Raw genomic sequence first — 19,982 nt, forward strand, 5'->3', positions numbered from 1 at the left:
TCATGGGGTCCGGACTCGATGGCGAGGCGGTCGGCGACGCGCTCGACGTGCTCGGCGACGTGCCGCAGTGGCGGATGCCCGAGGCGTGGTGGGACCAGATCGCGCCGATCGTGCGGGCGATGGCCGACGCCGTCGCGGCCGGGGACTCGGCGGCGCTCGAGGCGGCCACCGCGCGGCTGGAGCTGGCCAGTCCGATCCGGATCACCGACCTCGACGCCGTGGCGACCGTGCCGGCGCCGCCGCCGATCATGGTGTTGTACAACCATCTGTGTCATGCGCTCGGTGCTGAACCGCTGCCCCGCGAGCCCGCCGCCCAGGTTCGCGAAGTCCGGACGACCGAGGGCCTGCTGACGCAGTCGTTCGTCGTGCACGTGTTCGCGCCGGTCGACGGGCCCGATGCGGCGGCCGCGTACGAACGGGTTCGCGAACTCTGGGACGGCTGCGGGGCCGCGCTCGGGGCGATTCACCCGATCGGGGGACTGGGGCTGCCCGCCGCGCTGCCGGCGGCGGTGCCCGATGCCAGGGCCATCGCCGCCTGCCGGTCCGAGGCGGTGCAGGCGATCCTGCGGCGGGAGCACGACACCCTGGTGCTCTCGGTCGCCGGGGAGGCGCCCGGCGTGACCTGGGCGCAGTGGGCCTCGCGGTGGGAGGCGGTCGGCGGGGGCGGCGACGACGGCGCGCTGATGGCGACCGTTTCGATCTTCGCCGGTACCGTCGCCAAGGCCCCCGAACCCACGCCCGAGACGGCCGCGGCGATCGCGGGCGCGCTGCCCCGCACGGTCGACGAGTTCTGGCGGGCCGACGGGACGGTCGTGGGGGAGTCGGTGCTGTGGCAGCTCCCGCCGCCGGGGGACGGCCGGCGGCGCCGGCTCGTGGTGCTGGCGGAGGCGGCGCGCGAGGACGCGCTCAACGCGCTGATCTGGACCCGCGGCGGCGGGGTCGAGCTGTCGCCGCTGACGCACTACCTGCTGCACGCGGCCAAGGTGTACTACCAGCGGCGCGTCCGCGACGCGATGTCCACCCGGCTCGGGGAGCTCCCCGACGCCGGGGTGTGGCTGGAGGAGCTGCGCGACGCGGTGGAGATCGCGCGCGACAACATGGCGAGCTCGCTGCGCACGGCCGGCGGCCCGCTCGCCGTGGACCGGGACGTGGCCGGGACGCTGCTGCGGCAGGTGGAGTACGACCGCCGGCACACCGGAAGGGCGCCGAAGCAAGCCGCCGTGCCCAAAGCGCCGACGATCGGCCTGGTGACGGCGATGCCGGAGGAGTTCGCGGCGATGGTCACGCTGCTCGACGGGGCGGCCGACTGGACCGTGGCGCACGACCGCGCGCCGTACCGGGTGGCCACCGTCCCCAGTGCCGACCCCGGCCGGCCGCATGAGGTGGTGCTCACGCTGCTCGGCGAGACCGGCAACGACGCCGCCGCCCACGCCGCGGCGCACCTCGTGCGCAGCTTCCCGTCGGTCAACCAGCTGATCATGGTCGGGATCGCCGCCGGGGTGCCGAAGCCGCGCGACCCCGCCGCCCACGTCCGCCTCGGCGACGTCGTCATCGGCACCTGGAACGTCGTGGACTTCGACCACATCGTCGACCGTCCCTCCGGCCCGGAGCGCCGCCAGGAGTTCCCGCGCCGCTCCGCCCTGCTGGCCGCGCGGGTGAAGCTGCTCACGGCCGGCGAACTGCTGGGCCAGCGCCCGTGGGAGGCGCACCTGGACCGGCTGACGGCGGCGCTGCCGGACTTCGCGCGGCCGGACGACCGTACCGACGTGCTGTTCTCCGACGACACCGACTTCGCCGTGCCGGTCCCGCACCCGGTTCGCCCGCGCCCGGGCCGCCCGAAGGTCCACGAGGGCCGCATCGGCAGTTCGGAGCGCTCGATCCGCAACGCCGCCTCCCGCGACGAGTTCGCCGGCCGCCACCAGTTGCGCGCCATCGAGATGGAGGGCAAGGGCCTCGGCCGGGCCGGCCACGCGGACGGCCGCGACTGGTTCGTGGTCCGCGGCATCAGCGACTACGGCGACCGCTGGCTCGACACCGAGTGGCGCCGCTACGCCGCCGCCGTGGCCGCGGCCTACGTCCGCGCCCTGCTGGAGTCCTGCCCGCCGGTCGCACCGCACGGCGGCCACACCGGCGGCACGGATGGAGCTTGAGCGGGTCCGGTCCCGCCTGCGCCGGTACGCCGACGGCGACGACGGCGCCGTCCTGCACCCGGACGCCCTCAAGGACGTCGGCGCCCTGCTCGCGGCGGCCGGTCCCGTTGTTCCCCTGGACGCCGCCCGGGTCGCGGGCCTGCTGCTGTGGTGCCGCAGCCGGCACCAGGACGAGGACGCCGACCACGACGACCTGATCCCGGCCCTGGCCCTGCTCGAACCGGTCTGGCGCGACGACCCGGCGCGCCTGCCGCCGGAGATCGGCGAGTTCTTCGCGGAGTTCGGCCTCGGCCCGGTCCGCCCTGCCGACGCCTGGCAGGGCCCGGCGCTGGCCCTGGCCGCCCACTCCCGCGCGACCGCCGACCCTGAGGCCGCCGCCCTGGCCGTGGAGCTGCAGCGCCTGATCGTCGCGGCCACGCCGCTTGAGGATCCAGAGCTTCCGTTGTACCTCACGAATCTCGCCATGTCGCTGCAGGACCACGCCGAACTGCTCGGTTCCGCCACCGGCTTCGACGAGGCCGTGACCGTCGGCCGCCGGGCGATGGCCGCGTTCGATCCCGCCGACCCGCGCCGCGCGGTCCCGGCCGCCGCCACCGCCGTAGCCCTGCGCCGCCGCTCCGCCCACACCGGCAACCTGACCGACCTGCACGACGCCATCGCCCTGGGCCGCGGCTCGAACCTGGGCGTGGCCCTGCTGTACCGCTACGAGTGGACCGGCGACGAGGCCGACCTGCGCGAGGCGATCACCATCCAGCGCGCGACGGGCCACCGCACGAACCTGGCCGCGGCACTGCTGGTCGCGGCGGAGGACACCGGCCTGCCCGGGGCCCTGGACGAGGCGATCGCGGCCCTCGACGCGGCGACCGATCCACCCGCGATCGTCAACTCCGTCCGGTGCACCGCGCTGCGCGCCCGTTTCCACTACACCGCCAACACCGCCGACCTGGATCGGGCCGTCGAGGCGGGAGCGCTTGCCGTGGCCGCGTTGCCACCGGGCCATCCGGACCACACGGCGGCGCTGACCAACCTGGGCCTGGCCCGCCACGTGCGCGCGGTCCGGCGCGACTCCGCCGGGGAACTGGACCAGGCCATCGAGGACCTGACCGCCGCGGTGGAGGCCACCCCCGACCACGACCCGGATCTCGCCGGCCGGCTGTCCAACCTGAGTGACGCCCTGCTGGCCCGGGATCGGGAGGGCGACCTGCAAGCAGCGATCGAGCGCGGCTATGCGGCGGTCCGCGCGGGCGAGCACCATCGGCGGCGGGCGGTCTATCTGTCCAACCTCGGCAACGCCCTCGCGGCCGCCGGCGGCGAGGACGCGGCCATCGAGGCGTATGAGCAGGCCGTCGCCGCCTGCCCGCCCGAGGCTCCCGCACGGGCGAACTGCCTCGCCAACCTCGCGCTGGCCAGGCATCCGCGCGATCTCGACGGGGCGCTGCGGGACACCCGCCGGGCCGCCGAGGCCGGCACCGGGCCGGTCGAGGTCCGCATCCGGGCGGCCATCCGCTGGGGACACTGGGCCGCGACGGCCGGGCGATGGACGGAAGCCCTGGCCGGATACACGGTGGCGGTGGGCCTGCTCGCACACGTCTCGCCGCGGGAGCTGCCCCGCGACGACCAGGAGTTCGAGCTGACCCGGCTCGGTGGGGTGGCCGGGGATGCCGCCGCCTGTGCCGTGCGCGCCGGTGACCCCGGCGCCGCCGTCGACCTCCTCGAGCGGGGCCGTGGCATCGTCCTCGCCCACGCGCTGCCCGACGCCCCGCGGGGCGACGGCGAACCCCACGTGGTCGAGGGCACGGTCGCGATGGTGAACGTCAGCCGGTTCGGCAGCCATGCGCTCCTGGTCACCAAGGACGCCGTGGACATGCTCCCGCTGCCCGGCCTCGACCCGGAAATCCTGCGCGCCCACGCTGAGCGCTTCCCCGCGAACATCGGCGAGGTGCTGGCGTGGCTCCGGGACACCGTCGCCGGGCCGGTGCTCGAGCGGCTCGGCGACGTCCGGCGGCTGTGGTGGTGCCCGACCGGGCTTCTGGCCATGCTTCCGCTGCACGCCGCCGTTCCCGAGCATGTCGTCAGCTCCGTCACGCCGAGCCTGCGCGCGCTGGCCAACGCGCGGGCGGCAACGCCGGCCGAGGAGGGCGAGGTCCTCGTCGTCGCGGCGAGCGGTCGGAGCCTCCCCGCCGTCCAGGCCGAGCTGGCGCTCCTGCGGGAACGCTACGGCCATCGCGTGGTGCACGGGGGACCGGCGCGGATCGGTGACGTTTCACGAGTACACGTGACGGGTCATGCGATCGCCGACCTGACCAACCCCTCGCGGGGCGGGATCGCGCGGGACGGGCAGGCGCCGTTCACCGTCGGCGAGCTGAGCCGGGTGCGCTGCCCCGGCGGGCGGCTGGCGTTTCTGTCCGCGTGTGAGACGGCACGGACCAGTCCCGAACTGGCCGACGAGACCGTCCACATCGCGTCGGTACTCCACGTCGCCGGCTACCAGCACGTCGTCGCGACACTGTGGACGGTGCCGGACCGGGTGGCGCTCCGGGCCGCAAAACTGTTCTACGCGGACGACGGTGACGTCCCGGCCGCCGTGCACCGGATGGCGCGAGCGCTGCGCGCGCGGTACCCCGACGATCCGCTCGCCTGGGCCGCCTATGTCCACATCGGACCCTAGACGCCCCGCAGCGCGGGATGCGCGGCCAGGGCCTGTTCCAGGGCGGCGCGCTCGGCGTCGTTGAAGGCCAGGAAGTAGATCCCGCGCAGCGGCGTGCCCGGCACGGCCGCCAGGTGGTCCGCCGCCGCGTCCACCAGCTCCGTCGCCGTGGCCGGGACCGAGGCGCCCGCGCCGCCGGTGCCGAGCATGGGGAACAGGATGGTGCGGACCGCGGTGTCGTCGCGGGCCAGGCGGTCGGCGTGGGTCAGGGCGTTCGCCACGCAGGCGCCGACGTGGCGGATCTGCCGGAAGCCCGCGCCCGGCTCGCCGTGTACCGCGGCCACGTGCACGATCCAGCGCACCCCGTTCGTCTCCGCGAGCACGCCCGGGCCGGTGACGAACGCGGCGCCGGGGGCCACGGGGCGGCGGCCGTCGACGAGGTCGGCCAGTTCGCGGGCGATCAGGTCGTCGACGACGTGGCCGGCGGCGTCGCGGCGGGCGCCGTTGTACCGGATGATGCTCGAGATCGAGAACTCGTTGAACCTGGCCATCTCCATGTCGGTGTTCTCGCTGTTGACCCAGATGTCGACGTCGTGGACGCGCATGATCCGGCCCGGGCGGACGCCGAGGACGCAGTCGACGCCGGGCAGGGTCCAGGCCGACGGCTTGATCAACGGCGGCTCCTCCGCCGGGCCGCGCCACAGCCAGGCCCGGGCCGCGAACTCCTTGGTCCGCACGTCCAGCGGGGTGAAGTCCTCGGCGTGCAGGGCGGTGTGGCGCTCGCGGACGGCGTACGCGTACAGCTGGTCGGAGACGACGAAGGCCAGGTCGCGGCCGGTCAGGGCCTGGCGCAGGGCGTCGCTGTCGACCAGGCGGCCGGCCTCGACGATCGCGTCGCCGGAGAAGCCGATCGCGGCCGGGCCGAGCGGGCCGATGACGGCGGCCATCCGCAGCCGCATGCGGTCGCGGTAGCGGCGGTTGTCCTCGGCGAGGACCTCGGTCGCGGCGCGGATGAGCCGGGCCAGGGCGCGGTGCACCTCGACGTCGCTGGGCAGGAAGACCACCATGCCGTCGCCGGTGCCGTGGTGGTGGGTCTGGTCGAGGCGCAGGCCCAGGTCGCGCAGCACCTCGTCGACGAACGCGGCGACCCGGTGCTGGACGTCGACCTTCTCCCGGGCCGAGCGCCGGCTGTAGCCGGCGACGTCGACGACGAATCCCATCCGGACGGACGCGGGAAACGACATGGCGTCAAGAGTAGGCGAGCACCGGGCCGTCGACGGCGACGGCGACATTCGCGCCGGTCGTGCCGTCTGGGCCGGCCGTGCGGGCCTGCAGCGCGGTGCCGTCGGCCAGCCGCAGGGTGAGGACCGTGTCGGCGCCCAGGAACTCGGCGGCGACCACGGTGGCCGGGGTCCCGTCGGCACTCAGCCGGACCTGCAGCCGGACCTGCTCGGGGCGGATGAACAGCTGCGCGGGGCCGTCGGGGCAGGGGCGGGCGAGCGGCAGGACACCCAGGGCGCAGGTCGCCGACCCGGCCGTGACCGTGGCGGGGAGGGTGCTGCCGGGGCCGAGCAGGCGGGCGGTGGCGAGGCCGGCCGGCGTGGCGTACACCTCCCGGGCCGTTCCGACCTGCGTGAACGCCCCGCCGTGCAGGACCGCGACCCGGTCGGCCATCGCCAGTGCCTCGCCCTGGTCGTGGGTGACGAGCAGCGTGGTGACGCCCTCGGCGCGCAGGGCGGCGGCGACGGCGGCCCGGGTGGCGGCGCGCAGGCCGGTGTCGAGCGAGGAGAACGGCTCGTCGAGCAGGACCAGGGCGGGGCGGCGGGCCAGGGCGCGGGCGAGGGCGACGCGCTGCTGCTGGCCGCCGGAGAGCTCGTGCGGGTACCGGCGGACGAGGCCGGCGTCGAGGCTGACCAGCTCGAGCAGTTCGGCCACCCGGGCCCGGCGGGCGGCCGCGCCGGTGCTGCGCCGGGGCAGGCCGTAGCCGATGTTGGCGTCGACCCGCAGGTGCGGGAAGAGGGCGCCCTCCTGGGCCACGTAGCCGATCCCGCGCCGCTCGGGGGCCAGGGTCGTGACCTCGCGGCCGGCGATGGCGATGGTGCCGCGGTCCGGGCGGTCGAACCCGGCCACCAGCCGCAGCAGGGTGGTCTTGCCGCAGCCGGACGGGCCGAGGATGGCCGTGGTGGTGCCGTCGGCGACGTCGAGGTCGGCCCCGGCCAGTACGTGAACCGCGCCGTAATTCTTGCAGACGTCCCGGATCGACAGCGTGCTCATGGGGCGGTTCCCTTGGTGGACTGGCGCAGCAGCAGGTACGCCGCCGGCATCGAGAGCAGGATCAGGCCGACCGCGTACGGCGCGGCCCGCGGGTAGTCGATCTCCGAGCTGGCCGACCAGAACTCGGTGGCCAGGGTATGGGTGCCGATCGGGGCGAGCAGCAGCGTGGCGGTCAGCTCGGTGGACACGGCCAGGAACACGAGCGCGGCGCCGGCCAGGGTGCCGGGCGCGGAGAGCGGCAGCGTGACCCGGGCGAACGTGCCGAGCGCGGTCCGGCCCAGGCCGCGGGAGGCCTCGTCGAGCGCGGGCGGGGCCTGGCCGATCGCCGCGCGCAGGCTCACCATGGCGCGGGGCAGGAACAGCATCACGTAGGCGGCGACCGCGAGCGCGGTGGTCTGGTAGAGCGGCCGGGCGTACCGGATGGACACCCCGACCAGCGCCAGCCCGACGACGACCCCGGGCACGGCGCTGGACAGATACGTGCTGCGCTCCAGCACCGTGCTCAGCCCGCCCCGGTGCCGCACCGCCAGCCAGGCCAGCGGAAACCCGGCGAGGACGGTGACCGCGGCCGCCAGCAGCCCGAGCCGCGCCGTCGAGAGCACCACCGGCAGCAGTACGCCCGGTGCCCACTGCTCCCCGCCCGTGTACGACAGCCAGTGCCCCACGCTGTACGCGGGCACCCCGAGAGCCAGCCCGAGCAGGCCGAGCAGGGCCAGGACCACCGGCACGGTCCACGGGCCGAGGCGCACCGGGACCGCCGGCCGGGGCGCGCCCGAGCCGAGCCTGTTCAGGCGGGCCCGGCCGCGCAGCAGCACCTCGGCCGTCACCAGGGCCAGGCAGCACAGCACGAGCACGGCGGCCAGGGCGTTGGCGGCGGTCGAGGCGAACGTGGACTGGTACTGCGCGATGATCGCCGTCGCGAACGTCGGGAACCGCAGCTGCTCGATCGCGCCGTACTCGGCGAGCAGATGCAACGTGACCAGCAGCGCCCCGCCGAGCAGGGCCGGGCGCAGGCGCGGCAGGGTCACCCGGGCGAACGCGCGCAGCGGGCCGGAGCCGAGCGAGCGCGCGGACTCCTCGGCCGCCGCGTCCAGCCCGCGCAGCGCCGCCGCGACGGGCAGCAGCACGAGCGGGTAGTACGACAGCGTCGCCACGAGCGTCGAACCCGCCAGCCCGTGCAGGTCGGGCCGCACGGTGATCCAGGCGTAGCTGTTGATGAACGCCGGGATCGTCAGCGGGGCCGACAGCGCCGCCAGCCACGCCGAGCGGCCCGGCAGCGAGGTCCGCTCGACCAGCCAGGCCAGGGCCGTGCCGAGCACCACGCAGCCGGCGGCGCCGGTCCCGCACAGGGCCAGGGTGTTGCCCAGCAGCTCGCCGATGAGCGGCCGGAACACCAGCGGCCGGATGCCGGACCAGCCGACCTGGGCGGTGGAGAACGCGATGTACAGCAGGGGGATCGCCGCGAACACCGCGACCGGGACACAGAGTGCGAGCAGCCGCGGTGATCGCATCGGGCGGGGCTAGATGAGGCCGGCGGTGGTCATCAGGTCGACCACCTTCTTGCTGTTGAGCTTGGCCGCGTCGACCTTCGGGGCGCCCAGTTCGGCCAGGGGCTTGAGCGCGGCGTTCGAGGCGACGTCCTTGCCGACCGAGTACTCGAACGAGGTGCCGGCCGCGAGCGCCGTCTGGCCCTCCTTGCTGGTGATGTAGTTCACCAGGGCCTGCGCCTCGGCCGGGTGCTTGCTCGACTTGAGCACGCCGCCGCCGGAGACGCTCACGAACGCGCCGGGGTCGCCGCCGCCGAAGAAGTGCAGCTTGACGTTGGCGCTGTTCTCCTTGGTCTTGGCCTGGTCGCCGTACCAGTAGTAGTGGTAGATGACGGCGGTCGGGGCGGTGCCGGCGTTGACCGCCTTCATCGCCGCGGTGTTGCCGGTGAAGGCCTGCCCGTTCGCCTTGAGCGCGGCGAGCCAGGCGCTGGTGGCCGCCTCGCCCTTGAGCTCGAGCATCGCGCTGACGATGGCCTGGAAGTCGGCGCCCTTGGGGGCCGCGCCGTAGCGGTTCTTCCACTTCGGGTCCTGCAGGTCCATGATCGACTTCGGCAGGTCGGCCTCGGTGATCAGGGTCGGGTTGTACGCCAGGACGGTCGAGCGGGCCGCGATGCCGATCCACTTGCCGGTGGACGGCGCGAAGTCGGCCGGCACCTGGGCCAGGGTCGCGGCGTCGATCGGCGCGAACAGCCCGGCGTTCTCGACCAGCGACATGGCCGGGGAGTTCTCGGTGAGGAACACGTCGGCCGGGGAGCCGCCGCCCTCGGCCACGAGCTGGTTGGCCATCTCCAGGTCGCTGCCCTGGCGGATCTGCACCTTGACGCCGGTCTTGGCGGTGAACGCGTCGGCCCAGGCCTTGCCGACGGTGTCGTGCTGCGCGTTGTACAGCGTGAGCGTCACGTTGCGGTCGAGCGGTGCGCCGGACGAGGCCGCGGCGCCCGCCGGCTCGGCCGCGTCGTCGCCGCACGCGGCGAGCAGCGTCAGCACGACCGGCACGGCGAGCACCGGGAGGAGGCGTTTGATCAGCACAGAGGGGTCCTTCGGTCAGGTTAGGCTTGCCTAAGACACCCTCGCGGTGCTTGCATGTGACGCCAACCCCCCAAAACAGGGGGGTCCTGCCAAGGAGCCGAACTGACGCCATGCGGTCCGTCCTCCTCGTCGACGACCACCGGGTCTTCGCCGACGCCCTGGCGTTCGCCCTCGACGCCCAGCCCGGCCTGCGCTGCGCCGCCGTCGCGGGCTCGGTGCGCGGCGCCCTCGACGCGGCCGCGGCCCACCCGTTCGACGTGGCCATCGTCGACCTGAACCTCCCAGACGGCGGCGGCCTCACGGTCGTCGCGCACCTGCGGGCCGCGCACCCGGCGGCGCAGGTCATCGTGCTGACCGGGCACGACCAGCCGGGCCTGGCCGAGCGCGCCCGCCGGGCCGGCGCCGACGTGTTCCTGCCCAAGGACGACGCCCTGCGCAGCGTGCTCGACGCGATCCGCGGCGGCGGTACCGACCCGGCCCCCGACGGCCCGCCCCGCCTGAGCCCGCGCGAGCGCGAGGTGCTGACCCTGCTGGCAGGCGGGCTGGACGCGAACCGGATCGCCGGGGAGCTGGAGCTGTCGCTGCACACCGTCCGCGACTACCTCAAGGCGATCCGGGCCAAGCTCGGCGTGCACTCCCAGCTCGACGCGGTGCTGGCCGCCGATCGCCTGGGGCTCGTGGCCCGCGCGGACCGGTTCCGATGAGCGGCGTGTGGCGGCGGGTCCTCATCCGGCACGCGGCGATCGCGGTGGTGGCGTCCGCCGTGGTCCTGCTCGCCGCGACGGCCGGGGCCTGGCGGACCGGGCGCCAGCAGACCGGCCGCGACGCGACCCAGGTCTCCCGGGCCGTGGCGGACGCGGTGCTGGCCGACCTCGCCGAGTACGACTTCGCGCGGCCGGCCGGCTACGACCGCGCCGCGATCCTGGCCCGGCTGGAGCCGTTCCTGCGGTCCGGCACGCTGTACCGGATCAAGCTCTGGATCGTCGACGGGGACGACCGGGCGCGGATCGTGGTGTCCGACGTGGCCGGGCTGGAGGGGACGGTCCGGGGCCGGGACAAGGAGCCGCTGCGCTCGATCGGCACCGGCGGGCTGCGCAGCCGGGACGTGCCCGGCGACAGCGAGCACCGCTACGAGTCCAGCCGTCGCCGCGGGCTGCAGGAGTCGTTCCTGGACTTCCGCGACGCGGGCGGGCACGTGATGAGCCTGGAGGCGTACGTGCCGGTGAGCGCCGGCGACCTCGCCGTGCAGGCGGCCGAGGCGCAGGTGCCGCCGCTGCTCGCCGGGGTGCTGGCGCTCGCCGTGGCGACGGTGCCGCTGAGCCTGGCCGCGGCGCGCCGGGCCCGCCGCCTGTCCGCGCTGGCCACGACCGCGGCCGACCGGGAGCGGCGGGAGCTGGCCCAGCGGCTGCACGACGGGCCGATCCAGCAGCTGGCGGCCGCGAACGTGGTGCTGTCCGTGGACCAGGCCACCCCGCTGGCCCGCGACCTGCTCCGGGACAGCATCCGCGAGCTGCGCACGCTGACCGACGACGTGCTGCCGGCCGCGGTGACCGTCGCCGACCTGCCGGCCCTGCTGCGCCGGGTGGTGCCGGAGCCGATCGCGCTGGAGGTGCGCGTCGACCGGGCGCCCCGGCTGGCCGCCGAGCACGCGCGGCTCGTCACCCGCAGCGCCCGGGAACTCGTCCGCAACGCGGTCCGCCACGGGAATCCGGCCGTCGTCACGGTTTCGCTGGACATCGGCGGCTCCGTGCGGCTGGTCGTGCGCGACGACGGCGCCGGGTTCGACCCCGGGCGGGCGGCCGAGGCGGGGCACGTCGGGCTGGCGCTCATCGCGCAGGCCGCCGCCGAGGCCGGCGGGACCCTGACCGTCGAATCCGGGCCGGGCGCGGGCTGCACGGCGACCGTGGAGCTGCCTCAGCGTCCGATGTGGACGTAGGGCGCCCAGGCGGCCGGGTCGTCGGGCCAGCGCTCGCGCAACCGGCGCACGGCGTAGCGGACGGCGGCGGGCAGGCGGTCCGGGCGCGGGCGGCCTTCGTCGAGCACATGGCGGTACACCTGCTGGATGAACCGCAGCGAGATCCGGTCGGCGACCGGCCAGGACGCCCCCACCACCTGCCCGAAACCGGCCAGGTGGAAGGCGGCCGCGACGTGCACCGACTCGGCGGCCAGGTCGGGGCGGGTGCGGGTGCTGCTGCCCGCGGCCAGCACCGCGACCTGCCCGTCGACGTGCGCGGCGGCGAGGTCGGCGACGGTCAGTGGGCCGTCGGTCAGCCGCAGGTGGCTGCGCGAGGGCTGGTCGAGGTCGGCCCGCGCGTGCCCGCTGAAGTGCACCCACCCGTGCTCCAGCAGGGCCGGCACGACCCGCGCGGCGTCCGCGTCCGCGCCCGGCAGCAGCGTGGCCCGCGGGCCGAGCAGGTCGGCCAGCCGGGCCGCCTCCGCCCGCGCGGCCGGCAGCGGGGTGCCGCCCTCGGGCGCGCCGACGACCAGCGCGCGCACGTCGGCGGGGACGGGCCGGGACCGGTGGTGGCGCAGCGAGCCCAGCGTCGGGGTGTAGCTGGGGACCACCCGGTCGTCGACGTACGGCCCGCCCGGGCGCCCCGCCGCGTGCAACGGCAGCAGCGCGAGGACGCCGATCGGCATCCACCACAGCCGCCCGGACGCGGCCACGGCGTCGAGCACCGGCGCCGCGATGGCGTCCCAGAGCCACGCGAGCTGCTCGGCCGTCGCCACCTCGGCGCGCGCGGCCGCGGCCACGTCCCCGTGGGCCAGGGCGGGCAGCTCGACCACGGTCACCGCGCCGTTGCGCCCGAGAACCAAGGCATCGCTCCGGTACCGGCTGCTGCTCACCATCACCACCGGACCCTCCGCCGCCGTCGCGCGCAGGTCGGCCTCGGTCGGCGGGGACTGGAAATCGGCGAAGCCCGGCAGGCGGCGGATCTCCTCGACGACGTCCCGCCAGGCCCGGTCGGCGCCGCGCCGGCGGAGCCCGTCCAGGGTGCTCGCGGCCACGCCGGACGCGGGCGCTCCGCCGGCGTCGATCGCCTGCGTCACCGCCTCCAGCCGGGCGGCCGCGTCCGGGTGCCGCTCGCGCAGGTCGGTGAGGTCGGTGCGCAGCTGCAGGGTGCGGGCGAGCATGACGCCGGTGCCGACCTCCAGCAGCTCCACCGCCAGCCGCGCGTCGCCCGCGTGCAGGGCGCAGGCGGCCGCGTCGGCGGGCAGCTCGGCGAAGCGGGCCAGGTCGTGCTCCTCGTCGCCGCGGTCGGTGGAGTGCGTGGCCAGGCGGGGCATCAGCCGCACGGCGAGCGCGTACTCCTCGGCGGCCGTCTTCCACGCGGCGTCCTCGGCGGCCAGCTCGCCGGCCCGGGCCGCGGTCTGGATGCGCAGCGCGGCCGGGGCGAGCTCGTGCCGGGCGACGTCGTGGAAGCGGCGGGCGGCCTCGGCCCGGTCGCCGTGCGCGAGCAGCGTGGCGGCCAGGTTGCTGATCCGGCCCGGCAGCGCGTGATGCCCGTCCGGCGTGGCGGCGACCGCCTCGCGCGCGGCCGCGACGGCCCGGTCGAGGGCTTGCGGGTCGTGGTCGTGCTCCCAGCGGTACCGCAGCACGAGCCCGAGATTCGACAGCCGCATCGGCCGGTCGGCGTGGCCGGGCGGGGTGCGGTCGACGGCCTCCTGCGCACAGGCGACGGCGTCCTCGAGGCCGCCGTCCAGCCGGGCGAGCATGCCGGAGAGGTTGGACAGGTACATCGGCCGGTCCGGATGCCCGGCCGGCGTCCCGTCGACGGCGGCCCGGCCGGCCGCGACCGCCTCGTCGAGCGCCGCCCGGTCGCCGGTGCGGACGTACCGCCGCCACAGCGCGCCGCCGAGGTTGGCGAGGTAGCCGGGGCCGCCCGTGGTGGAGACGGCCTGGCGGGCGGTTTCGAGGGCCTCGTCCGCGATGCGTTGCGCGCCGGTGGCCTCGGCCCAGGACAGGAGCAGTACCGTCACGTTGGCCAGATGCTCCAGGCGCTGGGCGTGCCCTTCGGGCAGCGTCTCGACCGCCTCGCGCAGGTGCCCGGCCGCCTCCGCCACCGCCGCCTCGGAGCCGGTGGCGATGAACCGCTCGGCCAGCGCGAGGCCGAGCGTGGACAGCACCCCGGCGCGGTCGTCGGCGCGGGCGAACGGCCGGTCCAGCAGGCTCCGGCCGAGCTCGATGGCCCGGTCGAGCAGTTCGGCGTCCCCGGTCGCGGCGGCCCGGCGCTGCCAGGCGACGGCGAGCCCGGCGAAGGCGAGGGTCTGGTGCACCGGCACGTCCGCGGTTGCGGCGACGGCCTCCTGGTGCAGCCGCTCGGCCGCGTCGAGCGCGGCCGGGTCGCCGGTGTGCTCGAACCGCTGCAGGTGCGCGCCGCCGAGGTTCACCAGCATCGGCCCGCGGCGCGGATCGGCCTCCGGCAGCGCGTCGAGGGCGGCCCGCCCGGCCGCGGCCAGCTCGGCGAACGCGGGCTCGGTGGGGTCGGTGCGGTACGCGTCGGTCAGCGCGGTCACCAGGTTGCCGCGCCACAGGTGCCGCTCGGGCCCGGGCCGGGCGGCCGCGGCGGCGAGCGCGTCGAGGGCCTCGCGCAGGTCGCCGGGGTCGCCGGTCGCGCGGTGCCGGGCCAGCAGCACCAGCCCGAGATTGCCCGCGCTGTCAGGAGCCTGATGTCGTACGGCCTGTCGCCCGACCGTCACCGCCTCCTCGGCGAGGGCCGGGTCGCCGTCGCGCTGGTACGCCAGCCGCAGCGCGAGCAGGTGGTTGTTGGCGACGATCGACCAGAACGCGTCCTCGGGCGCCGGCAGCGTGAACGCCCGCCGGGTGAGGTCCAGGGCCTCGGTCGCGTCGTGGCCGTCGCCGGTGCGCTCGGCGCGGTCGAGCAGCAGCCCGGCGAGGCTGGCCAGGCGTACCGGCCGGGCGAGGTCGTCGGTGCAGGTCTCGGCGGCGGCCCGGCCGGCCTCGACGGCGGCGTCCAGGTCGGCGTTGTCGTCCGTGAGGCGGAACCGGACGTGCAGGGCGCTGGCGAGGTTGAGGTACCGGCCTGAGGTGGCTTCCCGCGCGACCGCGTTGCGAAGTTCGTCGACGGCCTCGCCGGCCAGGCGGGGGTTGCCGGTGCGCTCGGCGAGCATTCGCAGCGCGAGGCCGAGGTTGGCCGCGACCGCGCCGGGCTCGCCGTCGTCGGCCTGGCGGGCCTTGCGGAACTGGGCGATGGCCCGGTGCAGGAGGCGGTCGTCGCCGGGGTCGCGCTGGGCCCGCACGAGCAGCTCCGCCGCGTCTCTCGCCAGCCCGGCCACGGCGGTCACCGTAGCCCGGCCGCGGCGGCCGGACAATCGCCCGTCCGTGTCGGGGCCGCCGGTCCGTGTCGCGGCGGCCGGTCCGTGTCGCGGCGGCCGGTCCGTGTCGCGGCGGCCGGTCCGTGTCGCGGCGGCCGGTCCGTGGCGCGGCCACGGCCGGGGAGCGGTCAGGGCCGGGGAGCGGTCAGGGCTGCGGGTCGGTGGTGTCGCGTTGGTAGTGCGGCAGGACGTGGGTGGTGATGATCTCGGCGGCGCGCCGGGCGTCGGCGGCGCGGTTCTGGGCCTCGGCGATCAGCGGGCTGTCGAAGTCGAGGATCTCCTCGAGGCGGTGCTGGGCGGCGGCGTGGGCGTGCAGGCGGGCGACCGCCAGCCACAGGGCGTCGTCGATGCCGTGGACGCGCGGCGGGAACGGGGGCGGGGCGACGCGGGCCGGGGCGGAGGAGGCGACCAGGTCCGCGATCGCCGGGCCGAGCTTCTCCGCGGGCCACGTGGCGGCGCCGGGGACGCGGGCGAGGGTGGCGCGGGGCATGTCGGGGTACGGGGCCTCGGCCGGGTCCTGGACGAGCACGGTGCCCCCGGCCGCGGCGACCGCGGCGGCGCCGGCCGCGCCGTCGCGCAGCTGGCCCGACAGCAGCACGGCGATGACCCGGCGCCCGCAGACGGCGGCCGCGCTGTGCAGGAGCGGGTCGGCGGCCGGGCGGGTGTGGTGCACCAGCGGGCCGCGGTGCAGCCGCAGTTGGTCGTCGCCGGCCACGACCAGGTGGTGGCCGGGCGGGGCGATGGTCAGCACGCCCCGGGTGAGGGCCTGGCCGGACACGGCGTGGGCGGCGGGCAGCGGGCTGCGGCCGGCCAGGATCTGCGGCAGCCGCGAGGTGGTGCTCTGCCGGGTGTGCACGACGATCAGGACGCTGGCCGGCAGTCCCGCGGGCAGCCCGGCGACGAGCTGGCGCAGCGCGCCCAGCCCGCCGGCCGAAGCGCCGATGACCACCACGTCCCGCCCCGGCATGGAGCCCCCTGACCACGGTCCCGGTCCGCCGGCGCCACGACCTGGAGCCGCGCGGCATACGGTGCCCGGCTTCAGCCTGACCGGCCCGGCCCCGAAATGGCTAGCGTGTCACGCGAACAGCTGGGGCCGGAAATGCCCCCCGAAGCGAAGCATCGCGCGTGCGGAGCCGGTCGGCCGCCCGCTCGGCGAACTGCCACGCGGCCGCGCCCCGGTCGGCGTGGTCCTGCGCCTCCAGGGCGGACTGCCGCGCCCGCTCCCGGGCCTCCGCCGCGAACTTGCGGTACGCGCGCACCCGCTCGACCGCGCGCACCCCCGCATCGGCCCCTCGCGAGTCGATCTCCCACGCGTTCATGTACGCCATCCGGCCCTATCGGTCCCCATGCGGTCAAGGGGTTCCCAGATCACGGATTCGTCTCGGCCTGCAGACTGGGGCCATGACCACGGCCATGATCGAGATGGATGACGGCGCGCGCCTGCGCACCTGGACCGCGGGGACCGCCGGCGGCCCGGCCGTGGTCCTGCTGCACGGCGGCCCGGGCCTGCGCGACTATCTCGCCCCGGTCGGCGCGCTCATCGAGGACCTCGGGACCGTCCACCGGTACGACCAGCGCGGCACCGGCGACTCCGCCTGGCAGGGGACGCACACGCTCGCCCGGCACGTCCGCGATCTGCGCCTGCTCCTCGACGCGTGGGGGCACGAGCGGGCGATCGTCGCCGGTCACTCGTACGGGTGCGGCCTGGCCTGCTCCTTCCTGCTCGCCCACCCCGAACGGGTGGCGGGCCTGATCCTGCTCGCCGGCCCGTTCCTGGACCCGTGGCGCGAGGCGGCCCGCGCGGCCGAGCGCGCGCGGCTGACCCACGGGCAGCTGGCCCGGCTGGCCGAGCTGGCCGCGACCGAGGTGCGCACGGACGCCGAGGAGACCGAGTTCCTGACCCTGACCTGGTCCACGGATCACGCCGACCGGGACCGCGCCCGGGCCTGGGCGGCCGAGTCGGCCCGCACGGTGCGCCCGGTGAACTACGCGATGAACGCCGAACTCGGCGCGGCCCGGCGCGCGGACCCGCTCGAGTCCCATGTGGACGAACTGCGCGCCCTCCGCCCGCCGGCCACGACCATCATCGGGGGAGCGGGCGACAGCCGCCCGGCCGCGGCGCTGGTCCGCCTGGGCGGGCAGCTCGGCTGCGCGACCGTCATCATCCCGGGCGCCGGCCACCACCCGTGGCTGGAGGCGCCCGGGCAGTTCCGGTTGGCCCTGCGAGCGGCGGTGGCGTCAGCCCACGGCGGGGCGGCCGGCGGCCCAGCGGGTGAGGCGGTCGGCGGCGTGCTGGGCGCGGGTGACGGCGTCGGCGGAGAGGGCCCGGCCGTGGGCGGCCGAGTCGGCGAGTGACTTGAGGGCGGCCGCGTCCGCGCGGGCGGCCTCGGCGGCCCAGCCCCGCACGGCCTCGTCGCGGGCGAACACGGCCAGGCAGAAGCGGTCGTCGCCGAGCCCGTGCCCGGCCGGCAGTCCGCGGGACCGGCGGGCCGCGTTGACGACGTCGAGCCAGCCGGGGCCGTAGCGGGCGGTGAGCCGCGCCGTGAGTACCGGCGCGAGGGCCGACGCCGCCGCGTGGGCCGCCCGGGCCACGCGGACCTGCGGCCGCACCGCGAACCCGTCGGTGTCCGGTCCCGGCGGCACGATCGGCACCGCCGGGCGCAGGCGGCCCGCGGCGGCCGTCCGGGCGTCGAGCCAGCCGAGGTCGTCGGCCGTGATGAGGCGCATGGCGAGCAGCCACTCGCACAGCGCGCGGCGGGTGTCGCGGGCGCCGTCCAGCCCCTCCACGCCCGACTCGACGAGCCGGTCGCGCACGTCCTCGATCCGGCGGGTCACCTGCGTGCGGGTCAGGCCCAGGCCGGCCGCGATCTCGTCGTAGCCGGCCGGGCGCGGGTCGTACTCCGGGTACGGCCGCAGGTAGCCGCGGGCCAGCGCGACCAGCACCTCGCGCCGGTTGTCGGTCATCCGCAGCGACGGCACCTGGGTGGTGACCGGGTTGCGGGGGACCGGCGGCAGGTCCGGGTCGCCGAGCACGGGCGCGTCGAGGCTCAGGGTCAGGCCGTACGTCCACGCGTCCCCCGGCACCAGCACGGTCAGCCGCTCCTGGTCGACCGCGCGCCGGCTCAGCGGCCAGCCCGCCCGCGCGACCGGCAGCGGCATCGTGAACCCGTTCGCGTCGGCGATGTGCAGCGGGCGCTTGCGGCTCATGTTCGTCACGCACCAGGCGCCGTCCTCGACGCGGATGCGCCCGGCGGTCCTGCTCACGCCGGGGTCGTCCGCGGCGAGGCAGACGGTGCACGAGGGGTCGCGCCCGAACGTGAGCTCGTCGTCGGGGCTCAGGCTGTACCGCTGATCGTCGACCTCCACCACGAGCCGGGCCACGAAACTCCCTTCAGCTGACGAACGCCGCTTGGCCGATGATGGTCAGGGTGCAGCACCCGAAGGTCTCCAGCTCGATGGTCACCTTGCGCGCGCCGGAGATGTCGATCTGGAAGGGGGTCGGATGCTCGGCCAGGGCCCGGCGGGTGACGGTGTCCCGGTTGTCGGTCTTGACCGTGAGCACCGCCTCGCTGAAGTCCGCCTTGGTGGCCAGGACGCCGGTCAGCGTGCGGTACTTGCCGCCGACGTTGTAGATGGCCGTCGACCGCAGATCGCAGCTGCTGCAGCCGAGGCTCTGCTCGTACGTCACGTCGTCGAGCGTCCACGCCCCCTGCACGAGGTCGGAGGTCGTCGGCTGGAGGTTCACCAGCGCCACCACCACCGGCGACGGGGCCAGCGACGGCGACTTCGGGGCCGCCAGCGACTTCGCGGGCGACCCGGCGGCCACCGACGTGCCGGCCGCGGTCGGGCCGGCGCCCTCCGGGGTTTCGCCGCCGCCGCGCGAGAGGGCCGGGATCGCGACCGCCAGCGCGACGACGGCCCCGAGCACCGCGGCCGCGGCGACCGCCGCCCAGCGGGTGTCGAGCCGGGCCGCGACCGGGCGCCGCGGCGGGAGTAATCGGGCCGGCGCCGCCGTGGTGCGCACCGGCGCGGTCGAGGTGTGCAGCCGCAGCCCGCGAATCCACTCCCCGGCGGACGGGCGGCGCGCCGGGCCGGGGTCGAACATCCGGGCCAGCAGCTCGTACGTCGGGCCGGCCGGCGGCACGGTCGCCGCCAGCGCGCGCAGGGCGGACCGCAGCCGCTCCCGCTCGACCGGCGGGTGCTCGCCGGTCAGCACGTAGAGGGCCAGCCCGCCGAACGCGTACCGGTCGGAGCCCGCGCTGTACTCGCCGCCGGCGATCACCTCGGGCGCGCAGTAGCCGGGCGTGCCGGCCGGCAGCGCGGTGACGTGGCCGGTGATCCGGAACAGCCCGAAGTCGACGAGCACGGCCTGCCCGTCGCCGTTGACGATGACGTTGGCCGGGCTGATGTCACCGTGGATGACCGGGCGCCCGGACGGCGTGCCGCCGCCGGAGTGCAGCCAGTCCAGCACGTCCGCGACCTGGGTGAGGTAGCGCAGCCCCTCGGCGCGGTCGGCCGTCGCGGTGTGCGCGGGCACCCAGTCGCGCAGGTCCTGCCCCTCGACCCAGTTCATCACCAGGTACAGCGCCTGGGCCGAGCCCCGGTCGGCCTCGCCCGGCAGGTGCATCGCGGCCCCGGCGAACTGCCCGTGCACGCCGACCACGCCCGGATGGCGGACCAGGCGCAGCAGCTCGGCCTGCTCGGCCCAGCGCTCCCGCCACCGCTCGAACTCCGTCGTGTGCCGGGCCCGCAGGATCTTGACGGCCACCGGCTCGCGCCCGCCGGCGAAGGCCATGTCGGCCTTCCACAGCTCGGCCTCGCCCCCGCCGCCGACCTGGCGCAGCAGCCGGTATCGATCGGGTTCGTCGTCCGGTCCGACGTGGAACACGCGGTTGGCCGCCGCCATCAAGCATCCTCCGACAGGTGACGTGGTTGGAGCACGCACCAGGTTGGCGGAACGCAGTGATGTTTGTCCACGGGAACACGATCCCGTCGGCG

14 protein-coding genes are annotated in these 19,982 nt (G+C 76.3%); 5 read left to right on the top strand and 9 right to left on the bottom strand.

The window, feature by feature from the left end; translation table 11 throughout:
• Positions 1-2: 2 nt before the first annotated feature.
• Both ACQPZ4_RS21620 and ACQPZ4_RS21625 read left to right on the top strand, forming a co-directional pair.
• The gene (locus tag ACQPZ4_RS21620) at positions 3-2,150 is read left to right on the top strand and encodes a CATRA conflict system CASPASE/TPR repeat-associated protein (RefSeq protein ID WP_433064016.1); all 2,148 of its coding nucleotides are present in this window, start codon (positions 3-5) and stop codon (positions 2,148-2,150) included.
• Positions 2,140-4,818, top strand: a complete 2,679-nt coding sequence (locus ACQPZ4_RS21625) for a CHAT domain-containing protein (RefSeq protein WP_433064019.1) — start codon at positions 2,140-2,142, stop codon at positions 4,816-4,818. Before ACQPZ4_RS21620 ends, ACQPZ4_RS21625 begins: the two co-directional genes overlap by 11 nt.
• On the opposite strand, the gene ACQPZ4_RS21630 is transcribed toward ACQPZ4_RS21625, so the two are convergent.
• Genes ACQPZ4_RS21630 through ACQPZ4_RS21645 form a run of 4 tightly spaced genes read right to left on the bottom strand, consistent with a single transcriptional unit; the run spans position 4,815 to position 9,647 of the window.
• Entirely contained in the window at positions 4,815-6,041 is a 1,227-nt protein-coding gene (locus tag ACQPZ4_RS21630) for a macro domain-containing protein (RefSeq protein ID WP_433064022.1), read from the bottom strand. The two genes, ACQPZ4_RS21625 and ACQPZ4_RS21630, sit on opposite strands and share 4 nt — an antisense overlap.
• 4 nt (positions 6,042-6,045) lie before the next feature.
• Positions 6,046-7,071 carry an ABC transporter ATP-binding protein gene (locus tag ACQPZ4_RS21635; protein ID WP_433064025.1) on the bottom strand — a complete coding sequence of 342 codons (1,026 nt, stop codon included), beginning with the start codon at positions 7,069-7,071 and terminating at the stop codon, positions 6,046-6,048.
• Positions 7,068-8,582, bottom strand: coding sequence for an ABC transporter permease (locus ACQPZ4_RS21640; RefSeq protein WP_433064027.1), 1,515 nt, complete (start codon positions 8,580-8,582; stop codon positions 7,068-7,070). Before ACQPZ4_RS21640 ends, ACQPZ4_RS21635 begins: the two co-directional genes overlap by 4 nt.
• Positions 8,583-8,591: 9 nt before the next feature.
• Positions 8,592-9,647, bottom strand: a complete 1,056-nt coding sequence (locus ACQPZ4_RS21645) for an iron ABC transporter substrate-binding protein (RefSeq protein WP_433064029.1) — start codon at positions 9,645-9,647, stop codon at positions 8,592-8,594.
• A 110-nt stretch (positions 9,648-9,757) separates the two neighbouring features.
• On the opposite strand from ACQPZ4_RS21645, the gene ACQPZ4_RS21650 reads away from it, so the two are divergent.
• Positions 9,758-10,351 carry a response regulator gene (locus ACQPZ4_RS21650; protein WP_433064032.1) on the top strand — a complete coding sequence of 198 codons (594 nt, stop codon included), beginning with the start codon at positions 9,758-9,760 and terminating at the stop codon, positions 10,349-10,351.
• On the top strand, positions 10,348-11,583 hold the full coding sequence (locus tag ACQPZ4_RS21655) for a sensor histidine kinase (RefSeq protein WP_433064035.1): 1,236 nt from the start codon (positions 10,348-10,350) through the stop codon (positions 11,581-11,583). Before ACQPZ4_RS21650 ends, ACQPZ4_RS21655 begins: the two co-directional genes overlap by 4 nt.
• Here ACQPZ4_RS21655 and ACQPZ4_RS21660 read toward each other — a convergent pair.
• The 3 genes from ACQPZ4_RS21660 to ACQPZ4_RS21670 all read right to left on the bottom strand — a co-directional run bounded on the left by ACQPZ4_RS21660 (position 11,562) and on the right by ACQPZ4_RS21670 (position 16,303).
• The gene (locus tag ACQPZ4_RS21660) at positions 11,562-14,945 is read right to left on the bottom strand and encodes a CHAT domain-containing protein (RefSeq protein WP_433064037.1); all 3,384 of its coding nucleotides are present in this window, start codon (positions 14,943-14,945) and stop codon (positions 11,562-11,564) included. The genes ACQPZ4_RS21655 and ACQPZ4_RS21660 overlap by 22 nt on opposite strands.
• 184 nt (positions 14,946-15,129) lie before the next feature.
• Entirely contained in the window at positions 15,130-15,951 is an 822-nt protein-coding gene (locus ACQPZ4_RS21665) for a chemotaxis protein CheB (protein ID WP_433064038.1), read from the bottom strand.
• Between the two features lie 100 nt (positions 15,952-16,051).
• Complete coding sequence (locus ACQPZ4_RS21670) at positions 16,052-16,303, bottom strand: hypothetical protein (protein ID WP_433064041.1); 252 nt, start codon at positions 16,301-16,303, stop codon at positions 16,052-16,054.
• A gap of 82 nt (positions 16,304-16,385) precedes the next feature.
• Between ACQPZ4_RS21670 and ACQPZ4_RS21675 the strand changes: the two genes are divergently transcribed.
• Positions 16,386-17,339 carry an alpha/beta fold hydrolase gene (locus ACQPZ4_RS21675; protein ID WP_433064043.1) on the top strand — a complete coding sequence of 318 codons (954 nt, stop codon included), beginning with the start codon at positions 16,386-16,388 and terminating at the stop codon, positions 17,337-17,339.
• Here ACQPZ4_RS21675 and ACQPZ4_RS21680 read toward each other — a convergent pair.
• Complete coding sequence (locus ACQPZ4_RS21680) at positions 17,223-18,365, bottom strand: FHA domain-containing protein (protein ID WP_433064045.1); 1,143 nt, start codon at positions 18,363-18,365, stop codon at positions 17,223-17,225. The two genes, ACQPZ4_RS21675 and ACQPZ4_RS21680, sit on opposite strands and share 117 nt — an antisense overlap.
• A gap of 10 nt (positions 18,366-18,375) precedes the next feature.
• Positions 18,376-19,890, bottom strand: a complete 1,515-nt coding sequence (locus ACQPZ4_RS21685; RefSeq protein WP_433064048.1) for a protein kinase domain-containing protein — start codon at positions 19,888-19,890, stop codon at positions 18,376-18,378.
• Positions 19,891-19,982 lie beyond the last annotated feature (92 nt).

This window comes from Dactylosporangium sp. CS-033363, from assembly GCF_050942475.1.
Taxonomy (GTDB): Bacteria; Actinomycetota; Actinomycetes; order Mycobacteriales; family Micromonosporaceae; genus Dactylosporangium.

Coding starts and splice junctions, on each gene's coding strand:
- ACQPZ4_RS21635 (WP_433064025.1), bottom strand. CDS start 7,071: ATGAGCACGCTGTCGATCCGGGACGTCTGCAAGAATTACGGCGCGGTT.
- ACQPZ4_RS21665 (WP_433064038.1), bottom strand. CDS start 15,951: ATGCCGGGGCGGGACGTGGTGGTCATCGGCGCTTCGGCCGGCGGGCTG.
- ACQPZ4_RS21650 (WP_433064032.1), top strand. CDS start 9,758: ATGCGGTCCGTCCTCCTCGTCGACGACCACCGGGTCTTCGCCGACGCC.
- ACQPZ4_RS21685 (WP_433064048.1), bottom strand. CDS start 19,890: ATGGCGGCGGCCAACCGCGTGTTCCACGTCGGACCGGACGACGAACCC.
- ACQPZ4_RS21675 (WP_433064043.1), top strand. CDS start 16,386: ATGACCACGGCCATGATCGAGATGGATGACGGCGCGCGCCTGCGCACC.
- ACQPZ4_RS21655 (WP_433064035.1), top strand. CDS start 10,348: ATGAGCGGCGTGTGGCGGCGGGTCCTCATCCGGCACGCGGCGATCGCG.
- ACQPZ4_RS21640 (WP_433064027.1), bottom strand. CDS start 8,582: ATGCGATCACCGCGGCTGCTCGCACTCTGTGTCCCGGTCGCGGTGTTC.
- ACQPZ4_RS21670 (WP_433064041.1), bottom strand. CDS start 16,303: ATGAACGCGTGGGAGATCGACTCGCGAGGGGCCGATGCGGGGGTGCGC.
- ACQPZ4_RS21625 (WP_433064019.1), top strand. CDS start 2,140: ATGGAGCTTGAGCGGGTCCGGTCCCGCCTGCGCCGGTACGCCGACGGC.
- ACQPZ4_RS21630 (WP_433064022.1), bottom strand. CDS start 6,041: ATGTCGTTTCCCGCGTCCGTCCGGATGGGATTCGTCGTCGACGTCGCC.
- ACQPZ4_RS21620 (WP_433064016.1), top strand. CDS start 3: ATGGGGTCCGGACTCGATGGCGAGGCGGTCGGCGACGCGCTCGACGTG.